Origin of the sequence: Nostoc sp. ChiVER01, from assembly GCF_034531155.1 — a bacterium.
Classification (GTDB): domain Bacteria; phylum Cyanobacteriota; class Cyanobacteriia; order Cyanobacteriales; family Nostocaceae; genus Nostoc.
In genome coordinates, this window is record NZ_JAVRBS010000027.1 from 74,385 (window position 1) to 89,638 (window position 15,254).

11 protein-coding genes are annotated in these 15,254 nt (G+C 37.0%); 3 read left to right on the top strand and 8 right to left on the bottom strand.

What is annotated here, in order from left to right:
* Nucleotides 1-113: 113 nt before the first annotated feature.
* From RMY00_RS27800 to RMY00_RS27835, 8 genes are all read right to left on the bottom strand, one after another.
* Nucleotides 114-2,387 carry a caspase family protein gene (locus RMY00_RS27800; RefSeq protein WP_322650632.1) on the bottom strand — a complete coding sequence of 758 codons (2,274 nt, stop codon included), beginning with the start codon at nucleotides 2,385-2,387 and terminating at the stop codon, nucleotides 114-116.
* A 236-nt stretch (nucleotides 2,388-2,623) separates the two neighbouring features.
* Complete coding sequence (locus RMY00_RS27805) at nucleotides 2,624-5,200, bottom strand: CHAT domain-containing protein (protein ID WP_322650633.1); 2,577 nt, start codon at nucleotides 5,198-5,200, stop codon at nucleotides 2,624-2,626.
* A gap of 63 nt (nucleotides 5,201-5,263) precedes the next feature.
* Nucleotides 5,264-5,416, bottom strand: coding sequence for a hypothetical protein (locus tag RMY00_RS27810; protein WP_322650634.1), 153 nt, complete (start codon nucleotides 5,414-5,416; stop codon nucleotides 5,264-5,266).
* Between the two features lie 12 nt (nucleotides 5,417-5,428).
* On the bottom strand, nucleotides 5,429-6,187 hold the full coding sequence (locus tag RMY00_RS27815) for a DUF928 domain-containing protein (RefSeq protein ID WP_322650635.1): 759 nt from the start codon (nucleotides 6,185-6,187) through the stop codon (nucleotides 5,429-5,431).
* 77 nt (nucleotides 6,188-6,264) lie between these two features.
* Entirely contained in the window at nucleotides 6,265-8,664 is a 2,400-nt protein-coding gene (locus RMY00_RS27820; RefSeq protein WP_322650636.1) for a CHASE2 domain-containing protein, read from the bottom strand.
* A 23-nt stretch (nucleotides 8,665-8,687) separates the two neighbouring features.
* On the bottom strand, nucleotides 8,688-9,668 hold the full coding sequence (locus RMY00_RS27825; protein WP_289794716.1) for a DUF1822 family protein: 981 nt from the start codon (nucleotides 9,666-9,668) through the stop codon (nucleotides 8,688-8,690).
* 20 nt (nucleotides 9,669-9,688) lie between these two features.
* Nucleotides 9,689-10,660, bottom strand: coding sequence for a hypothetical protein (locus tag RMY00_RS27830; RefSeq protein WP_322650637.1), 972 nt, complete (start codon nucleotides 10,658-10,660; stop codon nucleotides 9,689-9,691).
* Between the two features lie 279 nt (nucleotides 10,661-10,939).
* A complete protein-coding gene (locus RMY00_RS27835; protein WP_322650638.1) occupies nucleotides 10,940-11,518 on the bottom strand; it encodes a hypothetical protein in 579 nt (192 codons plus the stop codon).
* A gap of 182 nt (nucleotides 11,519-11,700) precedes the next feature.
* Between RMY00_RS27835 and RMY00_RS27840 the strand changes: the two genes are divergently transcribed.
* The 3 genes from RMY00_RS27840 (at nucleotide 11,701) to RMY00_RS27850 (ending at nucleotide 15,235) form a co-directional block, all read left to right on the top strand.
* Nucleotides 11,701-13,338 (top strand): ATP-binding protein, encoded by a 1,638-nt coding sequence (locus tag RMY00_RS27840; RefSeq protein ID WP_322650639.1) that lies wholly within the window; start codon nucleotides 11,701-11,703, stop codon nucleotides 13,336-13,338.
* Between the two features lie 336 nt (nucleotides 13,339-13,674).
* Nucleotides 13,675-14,232: a DUF192 domain-containing protein gene (locus RMY00_RS27845; protein ID WP_322650640.1), complete on the top strand. Its 558-nt coding sequence runs from the start codon at nucleotides 13,675-13,677 to the stop codon at nucleotides 14,230-14,232.
* A 400-nt stretch (nucleotides 14,233-14,632) separates the two neighbouring features.
* Nucleotides 14,633-15,235 carry a hypothetical protein gene (locus RMY00_RS27850; RefSeq protein WP_322650641.1) on the top strand — a complete coding sequence of 201 codons (603 nt, stop codon included), beginning with the start codon at nucleotides 14,633-14,635 and terminating at the stop codon, nucleotides 15,233-15,235.
* Nucleotides 15,236-15,254 lie beyond the last annotated feature (19 nt).

A 15,254-nucleotide genomic window follows, 5' to 3' on the forward strand; every position in this document is an offset into this window, starting at 1 on the left:
AAAAATTACGCAACCTCCCAAAAAAATTTTAATTTTATATAAAAAAGGGCATAGCACAAGCAAGTGTACGTAACGCAGCCTGTTAAAGACGAGGATAACTATCTGGTTGCTGTTTATTTCACGGCTTGATAGGTAATGGACATGGCTGCTAATTGAGTAGTATCGCTCAAATGAGCTTTTTCTCTAGAAGTAATCCCAGAAGGGTTAGAACTATTTCTACTACGGTTTTCTGGAAGAGTGCTACTATCAATATCTTCTAATAAGAGGTCGATAATATTGGTGGGATTATCTGCTAAGGTGACAGGTACATCTCCTCTTCCTTGTTTTTGAGCAATAGTTTGTAAACTCTGCAAACTCTTTCTTAAAGGTGATTTGCTAGCAACGACTAATATTTCTGTTAATCCTAGAGGTTCAATAATTCCTAATATCCAAGTATCCTGTGCCTTGGGTATTGCCAGAGTTTCTCCCGCTTTAACTAAGGTGGCATCCTCGGCAGATGACCAAGTGTTAGGAAAGATAACATCAATCTTTCCTTCGGGGTTAATCGCTAATACTGTAATGTAGAGGTCGCTATTTTCCTGATTTTTAACTTGAAATTGAATTTGTGTTTTTAAAGGAATTTGAGGAATGCCATTTTGATAATTAATATTAGTATTTGTGGCGGGTGTGAATGAATTTTGATCGATTTTGCTTGGTGAACGAGAAGTAAATGTTTGAGCAGCAACGGTTACATCTAATTCTTTTGGACGTAAAATATTTAAGGAAGCCAATACGTTGAGACGCGATGAGTTGGCATTTAAAGTTAATTTGATGATTCTCGCTGCCAAAAGAGAACGAAATTTAGGTTTGAGTCGAGTTAAGGCATCATTTATGGTTTCTTTCGCATTACCAAAAGAACCAGGAATTAAATCGAGTCCTTCTGTATATAAACCCAAACTATGGAGAGGAGGAATATAGGCAGCTTGTTTGTTTCTTAATTCTGTTTGTTGTACTTCTGTTATCCGACCAAAAATATAATGAACTTCCCCTGTTTGTAAGACAACTGGCTGGAGTCGCTCAATTTCGGCGATTTCATTTCTGGCTACAGCGATATCTTTACCTAAAGAATCGTCTAATCCAATCCGCAATTTATAATTAGAGGGAATCACTCTAACTCCTTCTTGTAATAATGCTCCTGGTTTTAACAATTCTGGTTTTTGCAGTTCTAAAATTTTGCCTTCACCCGTCAACCCCTTGCGAGATTGTAATTGTATTCTGCCTCGCTTAACTCCTTGGTTGTCTACTAGCTCAAAGATGGGATTTTGGTTGAAAGCTGCAAGAGCTTGAGGTGCTATTCCTCCTAACCAAAGATTAACATTATTCCCCCTAACTTGAGTAATTACTGCTTCCGCAGTGGGGACTGGTCTAGAAATAAAATATGTTGGTTTTGTTTCATTATTACTATTGTTTTTGGCTTCAAGTTCTGGTATTTGATTAGAGGTAAAAGTACTGTTGATGCTGCGAGAGATATTAGTAATGACATTCTCAACTAGAGTGTTACTATTTTCTTGCCACAGGTATTGAGTCATCAAATAAGTAAATGCTCCTGTGACAAAATTATCTAAATATGCTTCGGAAGCGACTTGGTTTTTTCTGGCTGAAGCAATTACTACTCCTTTAGCAATACCCTGTTTTCGGCGTTGTTCTAGTTCTTCGGGAGATATTTTCAAATTAGACAGCGATTTCTGTTGATATTCTAATTCGATGTCGCTAGGAATGTATCCTTTTCCGCCTTCAATAGACCTAATAGTTAGATTTCCCCGTTTCCCTCCTCCTGAATAACAACTATCTAAAACAACAGTGAGATTTTCGGTTTTTATTTGTGACATTAATAAGAACAAAGTCTTACCCGTAATGTCAGAAACTTGCTTTTGATTATCTATTAGAGAAGTAGTGCGATCGCTAGGTACAAAAGTACTATTAAGTTTGTCTTCCAAACCACTCTCTTGGTCAAATACTTGAGAACCGTGTCCTGAAAAGTGATAAACTACTGTGTCCCCTGGTTTTGCCTGTTTAATGAGATGTTCTTCAAAGGCTTGTAAAATTCCTTGGCGAGTCGGCTTAATTTCACTTTCATCGCTAACTATTAATATATCTTGAGGATTAAAGCCAAAACGATGAATTAATAGTTCTCTTTGCAGATAAGTGTCAGTAATTGCACCTTTGAGGTTATCAACGTTTTGATAATTGTTGATTCCTACTAACAACGCTAATTTCCGAGGACTAGAAGAGGCAATAGCTTGAGCATAGCGTAAACTTTGATTTTTGATATCTAACTGGCTTAATCCCAAAGTTGTTAAGGCAGAACCAGCGAATTGCAAAAAATGGCGGCGTTTGAAATGAGGCATAGTTAACTAATAATTAATTCTGAGTTGTTAACACAAAAGAATTCAGGAGTCAGTCGTCAGAATTTAGAATGAATTTTGAAATATTGCTGAATTTTCTTCTAGTGATGTCAATCTAGTGAACTGTCGCATTACTTTCGAGGGGTGAATAAGTTTGTAGTAAGGACTTTAGTCCTGGATTTTTAAGCACTAAAGTGCTTACTACAAACTCATCAAAACTAATGCGATGAAATACTAGTCTATTTTGATTGTCCAATTAAAGTAAAACCAGCCCAATCAACAGGGTTGGGATGAGTTTTCATGATCTCCAACATCGCCTGACGCAACGCTTGAGCTTTGTCTAACTTACGCTCTTGAAAATTATGATAAAATTCCACCATTAATTCGGCTGTTGGAGCATCAGGAATAGACCATAAAGAAACCACAATACTAGGAACTCCAGCAACAATTAAGGCTCTAGATATACCGACAACTCCATCTCCGGTAATATCGCCTCCGCCTGTATCGCAAGCACTGAGAACAACTAATTCGGCTTGTAAATTCAACTCTTGAATTTCACTAGAAGTTAATAAGCCATTATCTTGATTAGAAGGTGCTAGAGCAACTGCTCCTGGTATACCAAAACTCGCAAAATCTTCTAATAGTCCATGAGTTGCTAAATGAATATAGCGTGCATTGGGTAACTGTTTTAACACCTCGGCTTTAGTTGCTTGATTTCCTGTCAAAAACTCAGCATTCAGCAGTTGAGCAACTTCTTTTCCTTCTTGTTCTGCACCAGGTAAATTATTTAGTTGTACGGGGGATTGGTTATTAGGTCGCTTAATTGTAGGCATTGTGGGATTGCCTACTACTACTGCAAGTTTACTCTTTCCAGTTTGTTTCTGCCGTTTTTGTCGGGTAACATCTAAGGCTTGAATTGAAGGTGCGGTGATAATGGTATGCTTTTCGATGAGATACTTATCTTTCGAGTCGATTAAAGCTGCAAAGGGAACGAGAAATAGTTCTTTATGGGGAACAAAAACTACTTTGGCTTCTGGGTTGGTTGGTAGTAAATTAGCAATGGGTTCTATGAGTAATTGATGGAGTTGTTTAAGTTTTTCTTTGGCTTGAACTCCAGAAGGATTGCGAGTAGAACCATCCGGTAATTCTGCATCTGGTTTAAGGAATACTCCAACACTGCGATCTAATCCCATAGTTTGACGGGTATTAGTTACTAAGTTGTTGAGGGTAATTTTTTGATTTTTCAAATCGATTTGACGGGATTTGATTTCTCCTGTAGGTTTGATTACCCAAATGATTAATGTCTGTTCTTCTCCGATAAAAATATTACTATTTATTCCATAATCAAAAGCGGAAAAAGAATGTGGATGTAAAAATTTATTTTGATAAATAATTGAGTATTCTACAAGAGTTGCTTGATGGGAATGAGCGATTTTTTTTAATTGTTCTACATTGGGGGGTTTAATATCTGATGGGGCTGTATTGGAGGGAGTTGTTCCTGTTAGTGCATCTAAAATTTCTGGATTTTCTCGAATCTGTTCTAAGTAGCTTTTTTTTATATCCTGTATTAATTCTTCGCCATCACACCCAAATTGACTACTAACAAATATATGTTCAAGTCCTTCAGGAACATTAGCTTGAGGGCGTAGACGTTCCTGTTCCTTACAAATACTTTCGGGAGTTTGTTGAGCATCAATTAAAGCATCAACTTTTTCTTTTAGGGTAAGTTCTCTGGGTGCTGTTGCAGATTCCACCAAAAGACGACCGCGCCCCCATTCCGCAGCAGCCAAAGCTTCTGCTGATTTATTTTGAGCTAATAGGACTCGCTGTAGTAAAGAAGCAGCGCGAACTTGCTCGTCAAATAGTTTGAGATTTTCGTTGATATTTGCTTGAAATGTTGATTTTTTCCTGTTAGTTTCAAAGGTTTGAACAGCTTGCTTTAATTCTTGTTCTGCTTGTTCTAGCTTTCCTAACTTCTCTAAAGCAATCCCCGCTAAAACATGACCATACCCATTACCTAAATCTCTACCAGGAACAAGAGATAAAAGACTACTATAAGGATTTTGAATACTTTTACCTGTTTCTATAGCTTTTTGAGCATAGGTAAGAGCTAGATCGTATTTTCCTAAGCTATAGTTTGTCCGACTTAAGAAAAGAGAAGGGTCTTCAAAATAATTGATACCATAGGGTAACATAAATTGTTTGTAATCTTTATCTATCTTGGTTGCTATTGCATCAGCTTCTTCAAAATAAATTAGTGCTTTACTAGGATTGTTCTGTTGTAAATAAGTTTCGCCTATGAGTAACAAAACTGGTATACGATGATAAATCATCTCTAGAAAATGATTGCCCATCTTCTGGATATCACCACTAGCTGCTGCTTTTTCTGTTGCTTGATATCTGGCTAATGATAAACCTTCGGCTTGTTGAGAATTAGCTAGAGAATTAACATAATCCCCCTCGTAAAGATAAAATGTTCCCAGAGCTTTGAGGGCTGCAATCTTTTCTGGCTCTTTCCCAAGAGATGTGGCTTGAGATAATGCTTGGTCAAGATATTTTTTGGACTCAACAGAGTTTTGTTGTTGATAACCAAGACCTTGGGCTATTAACTTTTGCACTTGGGTGTCTAATTCAAATTCAAATGTAGATTTTTGCTCTTCTTCTCCAGAATCTTCACGAAATACTTTTTGGATTTCTTGTGCTAGTAATTCAAATTTATTTTTATTACTGAATCCTCTTGTATAGTAAATATGATAAATTCTCAGTAAAAGTTTTTTGTAAGTTTCCGTATCTCCAATTTGCTGATAAATCCTCATCGCCCGTTCGAGAGTTTCTGTACCTTGTGTGTATTGTCCTGCTTCTAATTGCTGTTCTCCCTGCTAGCGTAGTTTATCTGCTTCTGCTTTAGTATTATTTTGAGCGATCGCCACAGGCAATTGAAAAGATAACAAACTCAAGCTAGAGGTGAAACTCACACTAAATAATGCCAAAAATGTCAAGAATATTTTGATGTTTTTATGTTGTTTTTTCATATTTTATGTAAATTATTCAGGAATAGGATTACAACATTCAACTAAAGGCTCGGAAATGAATCCTGCTAATTCTACATGGGTATTGGATAATAAATCTGACCAATCTTGTTTTAATTCTTGCTCTGTCGGTTTAGATCGACGTAATTGAATTAATGTAGAAATAGTTTCATGCCATAAACCTTGATTGGCATATAAATTAATTTGTCCTTGGATAGTAGTGGTTGATGTCAATTTAGTTTTAAAAGCTTCGTTTTTCGCTACTCGTTCCACTACTCCCTGTACTCCTGTGAATGAAGGTTCAATATTGGGTTCGCAACTAAAGGAAACTTGCCAACGATAAGCACGATTTACTTCTAAAGCAGGTGAAGTTTCAGGTATTGGGAAACCCATGATCCCTCCACCTTTATTAACTTCATAATTCACGCGAGCTACAATAGTACTTTTGCCTTCATCTTTAAGAATTAGCTTTAAACGACCCCGTTCGTAAGGAATGTAAAACCAAAAAGTAGGACGTTCAGCAAGGGTATTTGCCCAATTTGTTTTCGGTATTAAAGCAGTGATATCTTTTTCTACAGTAGGACAAATAGGACGACTTCCTGTGTTACCAGAAGATCCAGAGCGATTCCCTCCTGGTGCGCCATTGTTAGGAGGTTTAAACTGAAGCGGTTCTTTGGTTGGAAGATTTTGACCAGCTACTGGGTAAATCAAATAGCGATCGCCTAAAAATAAAGTTAAAGTTAAAAGGGAAATATAACCTATTATTTTACTCATTAATAATATTTGTAACTAATTATATAGAGGTAAATAAGCTTTCTCCGTATTACCTACATATAACGTTATCACCATTCTTACGTATTATTTCTACTTTGCAGAAACTTTAAACTAAGTATTCGATCCCAATGTTTTAGTAAAAACCGTCCAGCAAAGCTACTGACAGCGAAAGAGATTGCAGCTGGTAACAATGGTATCCATCCCCCTTGTAGTAAAAAGACAAAGCAAATTAGACACAGAGTAAATATAGATGTTCCAGCATATATAATCAGTAAAAAAGAATTACGATGATTTAAGGAGGCGATCGCAATTCCACTTCCTGTTAAAGACCAGATTACAACCCAAAATCCTTCTCTTATTTCAGACCAACTCCACAATAAAGGTCGTTTATCTAAAACCGCACTGAGGATTTGACTTGTCATTTGCGCCTGAATATCAACTCCAGACATCTGAGGCAATACACCTTTACTATAAGGAGTAGAAAAGTAATCTGTAGGATTAGATATGGGAGCAACTACACCAATAATGACAATACGCCCCTTTATTAATTCGGGATCTAACTTATTTTCTAATACATCAGTCAAAGAAACTGTATTAGCAATCTTATCGGAGGTGCGATAATTAAGTAAGAGTTGAAAACCACGATTATCTAGTTGATGATATGCACCACTATCTGGTTTTAAACGGTTAATTATCGTCTCACCAATTTTGATGCGATCACTATCTATTTCTTCAGGTTTCATTCCTTTTGAGTTTAAGTATTGCGATGCTAATTGAAAGCTAAAGGAAAAGTTGGTAGGACAGGGATTATTAAAATCGGGATTCATGAACAGTAGATGACGACGCAGAATCCCATCAAACTTGTCTCGCTCTACATTGCTAAACCCTAAACGGTTTTCTGTAACTCTAGACATTGATGAAATACCAGGTTGATTATGGTCATTATCAGTCAATTTAACACTACATAAAGCAATTAAATCATCATCATTTTGTAAAAGCTTAAGTAATTCTTGATGACCTGGTTCTATCGGGCGATCGCGGAATATTAATAAACCGATTGTGCTAGGTTTATAGTGTTTTATGCGCTCGATAGTTTCAGCTAGTTTACCATCAGATATAGGATAACCCAAGCGATTGATATCCTTTTCTGTAGCTTCAACTATTAACAACCGAGAATCTACCTCTTCCTGGGGACGCATTCTCATCAACCAGTCGAAAGCTTGAAATTCTAAGGATTGTAATAAACCAAAAGACCGCACTCCTATTACCATCATCGCTACCAATAAACCAGATAAAATTACTCCTCCTTGACGAAATAGTAGGTTTGGAGGAGATGGTAATGCAGGGTCACGTAATTCTTCCCAAGTAGGTGGTTTAACAGACCAATGTTGACAGACTACAGGTAGCCAACTTGCACAGTAATATTTATCTTCTATATCTTTAAGTCTACCTCTAGCTTCTCGTATAGCTAGATAGAAAGATTTACCGCTAGAAAAGCTAGCAATAAACTCCGCTAAAAATTCTTGAGCTACTTGATTTTGAACTTGCTCTCGCATCACAATAATCTGAGGAATTCCTAACTCTTCAAGTTGAGGTACTAATCCTAAACCTTGACAGGAATTGAATATGGCTAGTTGTAACCCATTTTCTATTGCTACTTCTAATGCTGAATTTAACTCGGATATTTCTAGCTTGGTTTTCGCGTTGATACTGATCCATCCTTTCTGTGCATTAGACTTACTATGTCCAGCATAAAATAAGATATCCCAGCCTGATTTTTCTCTAAGGCGATCGCAAATTTGCTTACGAGTAGGCTGAGAGATAATTTCTAACTCTACTTCCTGATTATTTCTGAGAGTATTCAAATCTGCTTCTGGATCGATATTAGTAGAATCTCCAATAATTGCTAATATGCGTACTTTTCCAACAGTTGACGACTTTTGTTTTAGTTTTAAAGAAAATTTAGGCGCACTTAAAGCCACTTCTGCTTTTGTGTACTTCTTGAAGAAATTCCATTCATGCCACGGTAATTTTCTTAATATATCGTTATTAGTTTGAATTACTAAAACAACTTCATCTTTCGTATTTATGTTAGTGCGTAAAGCTTGGTCTATTAATTGAAATTCTGGCGAGTTCAGCCATTGATTAATTATCTTAATCATATAAGCAGTTACTTCTGTTGCACTTTCTTGACTTCCTCGCTCTATATTATCTTCAGCAAATTCTAATACTCTCGGTTTAAAACCAATACTTTGACTGTCAAAATCTCCATATAAAAAACTACCTCCAGTACTAATGAAAGCCTCATATAGACACTGCCATTTTTGATAATTTTCTTCAATTTCTTGGTTAGGTGGTAGGCTCCCAGTATCTATTTCTTCAAGTAATTGTTCTCCTGCATACAGCTTCAATAAAATCTGAGAAAACCCGATTTTAAAATTTCCCTCTCCCAATCGCAAAGAAATAATTTTCTTCATTATTGTTCGTCACGCTCTAAAAACTAAACGATAAATTCTTCAGTTATGTTAGCATCACCAAGACTTATTCTCAGCTTAAACTTATCTCCTGATTCACTAGTAAACTCTGGTAACTGAATAAAATAATCTCTAAATTCAGATTTGACTTCTTTGAGAGTTTCTTCTAATTGAGAAAGTACCTCTAATTTCAACCCTAATGGTAAATATTTTTCTCCAGAAACTGGACATAAGCGAGCGCGAATTTTTAGCTTTTGTTCTGCTTGCGGTGTCACAGTCATCAGCAACATTACTGCTTGACTAGCTAAATTCATTTTTAAGTCAATTAATTTAGCTTTATTAATAGCTTCAGAACTATTTCTAGTCATATAACTGAGATTTTGTGGTTGTCTCATTAACAACTCTTCCGCATTTTGCCATTCTCGTCCAATATTTTCTTTAGTTTCTTTAAACCAATGTCTGAGTATTACGACTTTTTCTTTGATTGATTCACCAAGAGTTTGTTTAACAGTTATTTCGGACTGTTCTTTTTGGCTAAGATATTCAGGCAAATATTCCAAAGAACGTAATTGATTAAAAGCTACAACTCCTTCTGTTTCTTCTACTGAGGATACAAAACCAAGAAGATTTGCTTCTTGTAACGATTCATCTATATGTACAAATATATAACCAATACGACTTGACCAAGCATCTTCTGGAACATGAATATCGCCATCACCATAAACTGCACGACATTCTAACTTACCGTAATTTTTAACTTCTAAATCTGCTACATCAGCAAAGGTGGACATTACAGGATTGTTAAAGTCGCTGTTATTCCAATCAGTTTCATATCCCAGAGATTCTAAATAATCCTTCACAGTACATAAAGCCAAAACATTATAATAGAACTCTTTTGCTTTAACTGTAGTTAATTTTTTTCGGCTCAACTGTTTGGCTATTTCTCTGTGAACCGATTTTAGATTAACCGTGAAGATAAAAGTTTCAGTTAGTTCCCAAGTATTCATGACTTATAATCCCTAATTATTTATTGTAAATATTCTGCTAAATCAGCTTTTACTTTTTCAAATTCTCGTTCGTAAAAGCTTTTGATAGTAGTGTATGGTATGTTCCATTTATTTGAGAGATTTTTAAATGTTTCTCCTTCCCAATTGATAGCAATTAATACATCTTTAAATGTAATATCTGTTCTGTCCTTTCTAATTGGTTTGCCAAGTTTATTGTTAGGATCTTCATGGATGAGATTTTTAATTTCTTCGGATTGTTGATAGTAAGCAAATTCTTGTTCAGCATTCTCAAAAAGATATTCTCTCATTAAATTGATATCTACGGGAGAAATGCTGATTTTGTCTTCTTCTTGTTTCTTAGATTGACTTTTTTTGAATCCTAATATTCTGCCAGCTGCATCTGAAAATTTTATAGAAATCCAGTGATTTATCAGAGCCATAAAATCTCCAATTGTTTCATCATATCGGTCAATTTTATCTAAAACATAGCGAATAGACTCTCCTTTAGCTTCTAGAAAAGCATCTTCATAATCTTGTGGAGATAATTGTAAAGTTGACCCAAGTCCTTGTTTCTTATATGTATTTTTTATTTCCATAGCCTTAATCAGGCATTGCACGGCTTGTTTTCTTTGAAAGCTATTCGCTTGAGTTTTTTTAATTTCTATTGCTAAAGTATTGATAAATTTATCTGTGATTAACTTTCTTTGATATTTTTTTTGGATAATTAAAGCTTCTTTTAGCAAAAAATCTGCTAATTTTTTAGAGTTATTTTTTTTTATATGATGTTGAAATGTATCTCCTAGTTCTTGTTGTAAATTTTCTTTTATTTGCTTAATCTCTTCAGAAAAAAGATTGATAATATATTGAGAATGCCACCAATAGCATGAAGATAAATGTGCAATAATTTGAATTTTTATATGTTTTTTTTCCTCTCTTTCAGGTGAAGTATTTTGATACTCCTTGAGTAAATCAACTAACTCTTGTGTATTCATCTTATCTTTTACCCTTTTTAGGATGCTCTATATCTCTCTGAGCAGTTCATACCCAGAACGCGACTCAAGCTCAGTCATTGTCTCAACTACCTCTAAATGTAGATGTGAAACGAATGCATTTATCTATTTTTCTCTAGAATAAGCAAGATTTTACGCAAAATTTCAATCTAATTTTAGATGTTACAACTACAAACAGTATTTCTGGTAAAAATTATGTATAAAAAATACTATTAAGTTCTAATCGCTCTCACTAGTATTGTTGTATCGAATATCACATCCTTAGTTCTTCCTTTGGACAAGATAGCCTTGGCGGTAATCACTCTTCTTTAATTTGGAAGCTTGACGTGCAGACCACTGACGCATAGGAGTAACTTTTTCTACATGAAGTAGCTTCTGGCGATAAGTATCATTGCCCGTTAGTTGAGCGATCGCACCAGCAATAAATCGAGCGCAGCGTTCTGGCTGAGACGAGACTTGTTCTTCTGCAAACCGGATGACTAGCCAGTTGGCATCGACAAAACACTTGTTTCGGTAATCATCCCCGCCGATACAGTGGGTGGGCTTAAGAGTTGCAAACGAAATTGGCTCATCAACCTCCAAATCTATGTGTAAGCCAGTATTTGGTTCAATCATCAGAAAATCAGCCGTAAATGGTAGTCGATGCCCTGGAGGAAGCATCACCTGCTGGGGAGAAACAATTTCACCAAAATAGTGTTTGAGAACATTTTCAAACAGCCCCTCACTTGCCCCGATTGGTGCATCTCCCTGTCCAGAAGGAAAAACTAAAGGGGTAAACTGTTTTTTTTCTTTAACTAACTCTGGGATAACAACAATTGGATATTCTGGTGTCTTTGCCATACTTGCACTAACTCTTCATACTGCAATTATCTAAATTCACAACGCGATTACACAATCAACAAAATACTGAAAATCAACCAACTTTTTTCTAATTTATGGACGCAAGAATTAGAAAATTCTCAGTTCTCGTACAGCATCTCTTCTGGATAAGATTACTTCTGAGTACGCTACAAACAACTGAGATGAAGTCTAGCTTTGACTATCTAGAAGACCTTCTTGCGGACAACTATCCAATCATCGCCTGCGAATCTCCCCTCCAAGAACGTCACCGCCTCCTCACCCGAATCACTACTTACTGTCAGCAAGCAGGCAAAAAAGCCTACATCTGGAGTCTTAGCGAGGATAGTATTAAAGAACTAGCCGTCAGCGCCGAAGAAAATCTGGTTCTTCGAGAGTTTGACGACTATAAACCTTCGATAAAACAAAATAAAGAAGACTATTTTCAAGTACTCAATTTTTGGAAGTTTTATTCTGGTAGCGGAGTATTAATCGTTGAAAATATTTTTCCTTGGATAAAAGAAAATATACCTAAAGAATCTGATTTTATTTTTATATCAGAATGGATTAAGTCGTCGTTAATAAATATCAAATTTCATACCAGAGATAGTGGTAAAACTACTATATTAATAGGAGCAAACGCCGAAATAGCAAGCGAAATAGCGGCAGAAATTCCCCTATGGAGTCAAGAACTACCAGATGCACAAGAAATTATTGATAGTTTAATCAAAAGCAAAATTTTTTCTTTCACATATACAGATCAAGACTATTTAGAAATTGCTAACGCTAGTGCTGGTTTGTATATTTCTGATATTATGTATTGCCTAAATGATATTAGTAAAAATTATGATTTAGGAAATTCCAGTAAGATAGCCAAGCTTCTGCTATCAAAAAAAATTCAACTGCTCAACCGCTTGTATGACATTGAATTCTTACCTCCGCCAAAAGTTCAACTTGGGGGATTGGAACTGATGCAGCAGTCATTCAAAAAGTTCAAGCGATTGCTTACCCCGCGTGCCAAACAATATAATCTGCGTGTACCCAAAGGGATTATGCTTGTGGGGCCACCGGGGACGGGAAAATCACACTCAGCAAAAGCCTGTTCCCAGAATATGGGTATTCCCCTTATCATGGTCGATTGGGGCAACTTTAGAAGTTTTGGCAACCAAGCAGAAATGAAACTCAAACGCTTGTTGCGACTGGCAGATAGGCTCAACCAAGTAATTTTGTACTTTGACGACTTCGATAAAGGCTTCGCCGGGGAGGATGACCTCGCCAAACGGCTTGCTGGCCAGCTGCTGACATGGATGCAAGAGCGCACGTCAGATGTATTGGTCATCGCCTCAGTCAACCGCATGGAATGGCTGCCACCCGAACTCACCCGTGCTGGACGGTTTGACTATTTATTTAAGGTAGACCTGCCCAATAATGGGGAAAGATATAGTATCTTCAAACTGCACGCTGCCCGATTTGACGAACGTTTTCGCAATGGCGGCGACCCCTGGAGCGAGGAACAGTGGCGCAGAATTCTTAAAGCCACCAATCGGTGTGTAGGTGCAGAAATCCAGACAATTGTAGAACGCGCCGCTAGTACCATATTCTGCGAAACAATAACAGAAGATACCTACTCAGAAAGCCAAGTCCCCACACTTGAACTAACAATCGAGGCATTACTAGAAGAACGCCGCCAGATTAACCCGCTTGCCATCCGCGAAGCCGATAAAGTCGAGTCGATGCGTAACAAAGCTGACCAACAAGCTTTACCTAGTAGTCCCCTCGATGAAAGCAAGTTTGCTGTTGGTAACATCGAGATTTTTAGCTAATGAAAGGAGGCAGAATACAGAATTCAGGAGTCAGAAGAACTCCAGCCATAAAGGAAGGAGTTTCGCGCTGGTGGTTAAAAACTTTTTTGTTTTGCTTAACAAATCTGATGAGGCTTTAAACCTACAGTTAAAAGTCATTCGTACAAAGTCCTCAAGCCTTACGCAAGCTTTCTCCTGAATTCTGACTCCTGTGAGTTATGACTACTTCTTTGTAAACATCATAAATCAATTCAAAGTTTCATCATGTTTGAACGAAAGCAAATGTAGCCAAAACATTTCAACAGATCGTAATGCTTGCCATTTATAACCACTCTATTACTTTATTTATCTAAAACTATGGAAGTCACAAGACAAACCGCTCAAACCAACATTCAAACTAAAAAAGCACAAAATCCAGAAAAAAGCCGATTTTTAAAAATTCTCAATATCGTTGGGCCAATTGCTGGTTTTACTGCTGCCCTCTCACCTCTACCACTATACTTTTGGACTCGCCAGCCCCAGTACCTACCTATTGGTGCAACCTTTACCAGTAATAATCAAACAGTTCAACTCGAACTAGCAGACGATAGAAAAGAATATGCCCACGGACTCAAATTCCGTGACTCGATTCCCGAAAATCACGGAATGCTATTTGTCCTCAACAAACCTGAAAAAGTTAAACTTTGGATGCAGGATACGTATATTCCTTTAGATATGATATTTCTTCAAGACGGAGTTATTAAATCAATCGTAGAAGCGGCTCCCCCCTGCAAAACAAAAATCTGTCCTAAGTACGATTCCATCTATCCTGTTAACCAAGTTATCGAACTACCTGCTAACAGTACCAAAACCCTCAACCTCAAAGTAGGCAAGAAGCTCCATCTCGACTTCAACCCAAATCAAACGCAGAATTAGTTGACGGACAATTTATTTCACTGGGTAAATTAACGGTAAGCCACCGTAATTACACTACCTCACATATCAATTACTGACCCCCGATATAGACTATATCGGGGGTCAAACATTATGAAATAAACCACTGATTTAAAGGTTGAAAGTTGTCAATTCAATTTTTCTAATTTTTTACTAATGATTTACTGAAAAACATAGTGTTTAAAAATGGAAAATTCTTAGATGCTTTTACGGATATTAGTCTCATAAAATAGGTTTACAAGCGAGAAGTTGGAGCAGAGATTTACTCCAATCCAAACTATGTACTAGGGGCAGACTCCGCCAACGGAATAAAGCAGTAATTCAGTCGTAATTACCCCTACAAAGTTTCATCCAGTAATTTCCGAAATCATCTACTTTTTTTATGAGAACAGACTACGAATCTAATTTTAGCAACGATCGCATTCCTTCCTACGAAGAAGAATACGGATACCCCGCTCCCACCCGTCGCAAAAAGCGCAACTGGAAAGAAAACGCCAGCATCGCCGGACTAATGGCAGTTGGTACTGGCTTGATGATTGCAGATATCTCCATTCATCACATGGTAATGGCATCGCTGGCGTTTGGAACTGGCATTGTAGCTCTACTACCCAAGGAAGCAAACTTGCTACTTTCCAACTTCGAGAAATGGCAGCGCAAGTATGGCATCAATATCTATACCGTCTTGTTCTGCTTAGTAGGTGTAGTATTTATGTTGGATATGGCCGCTGCACCCGCAAACGCCCAGTTCATGCAAAATGCAGAGGACTTTTTCACAGAGTATTTTACAGGTGTTGACGCAGACATCATTAAATACGTATTCGCAGTACTGCGCGGTTTGTTCTTAATTTACCTTGGTATTGGTCTGATCCGGGTCGTTCAATCAGCCAGAAACGACGAGGATTGGCAAACGATCGCCCGTACACCAATTATCGTTGCCCTCACAGTTGTAGTCGGAGACTTGCTTGCAGGACTGGTAACAGGCTGATACGTCACTCGTCAAAAAA

Coding starts and splice junctions, on each gene's coding strand:
- RMY00_RS27800 (WP_322650632.1), bottom strand. CDS start 2,387: ATGCCTCATTTCAAACGCCGCCATTTTTTGCAATTCGCTGGTTCTGCC.
- RMY00_RS27805 (WP_322650633.1), bottom strand. CDS start 5,200: ATGAGGATTTATCAGCAAATTGGAGATACGGAAACTTACAAAAAACTT.
- RMY00_RS27810 (WP_322650634.1), bottom strand. CDS start 5,416: ATGAAAAAACAACATAAAAACATCAAAATATTCTTGACATTTTTGGCA.
- RMY00_RS27815 (WP_322650635.1), bottom strand. CDS start 6,187: ATGAGTAAAATAATAGGTTATATTTCCCTTTTAACTTTAACTTTATTT.
- RMY00_RS27820 (WP_322650636.1), bottom strand. CDS start 8,664: ATGAAGAAAATTATTTCTTTGCGATTGGGAGAGGGAAATTTTAAAATC.
- RMY00_RS27825 (WP_289794716.1), bottom strand. CDS start 9,668: ATGAATACTTGGGAACTAACTGAAACTTTTATCTTCACGGTTAATCTA.
- RMY00_RS27830 (WP_322650637.1), bottom strand. CDS start 10,660: ATGAATACACAAGAGTTAGTTGATTTACTCAAGGAGTATCAAAATACT.
- RMY00_RS27835 (WP_322650638.1), bottom strand. CDS start 11,518: ATGGCAAAGACACCAGAATATCCAATTGTTGTTATCCCAGAGTTAGTT.
- RMY00_RS27840 (WP_322650639.1), top strand. CDS start 11,701: ATGAAGTCTAGCTTTGACTATCTAGAAGACCTTCTTGCGGACAACTAT.
- RMY00_RS27845 (WP_322650640.1), top strand. CDS start 13,675: ATGGAAGTCACAAGACAAACCGCTCAAACCAACATTCAAACTAAAAAA.
- RMY00_RS27850 (WP_322650641.1), top strand. CDS start 14,633: ATGAGAACAGACTACGAATCTAATTTTAGCAACGATCGCATTCCTTCC.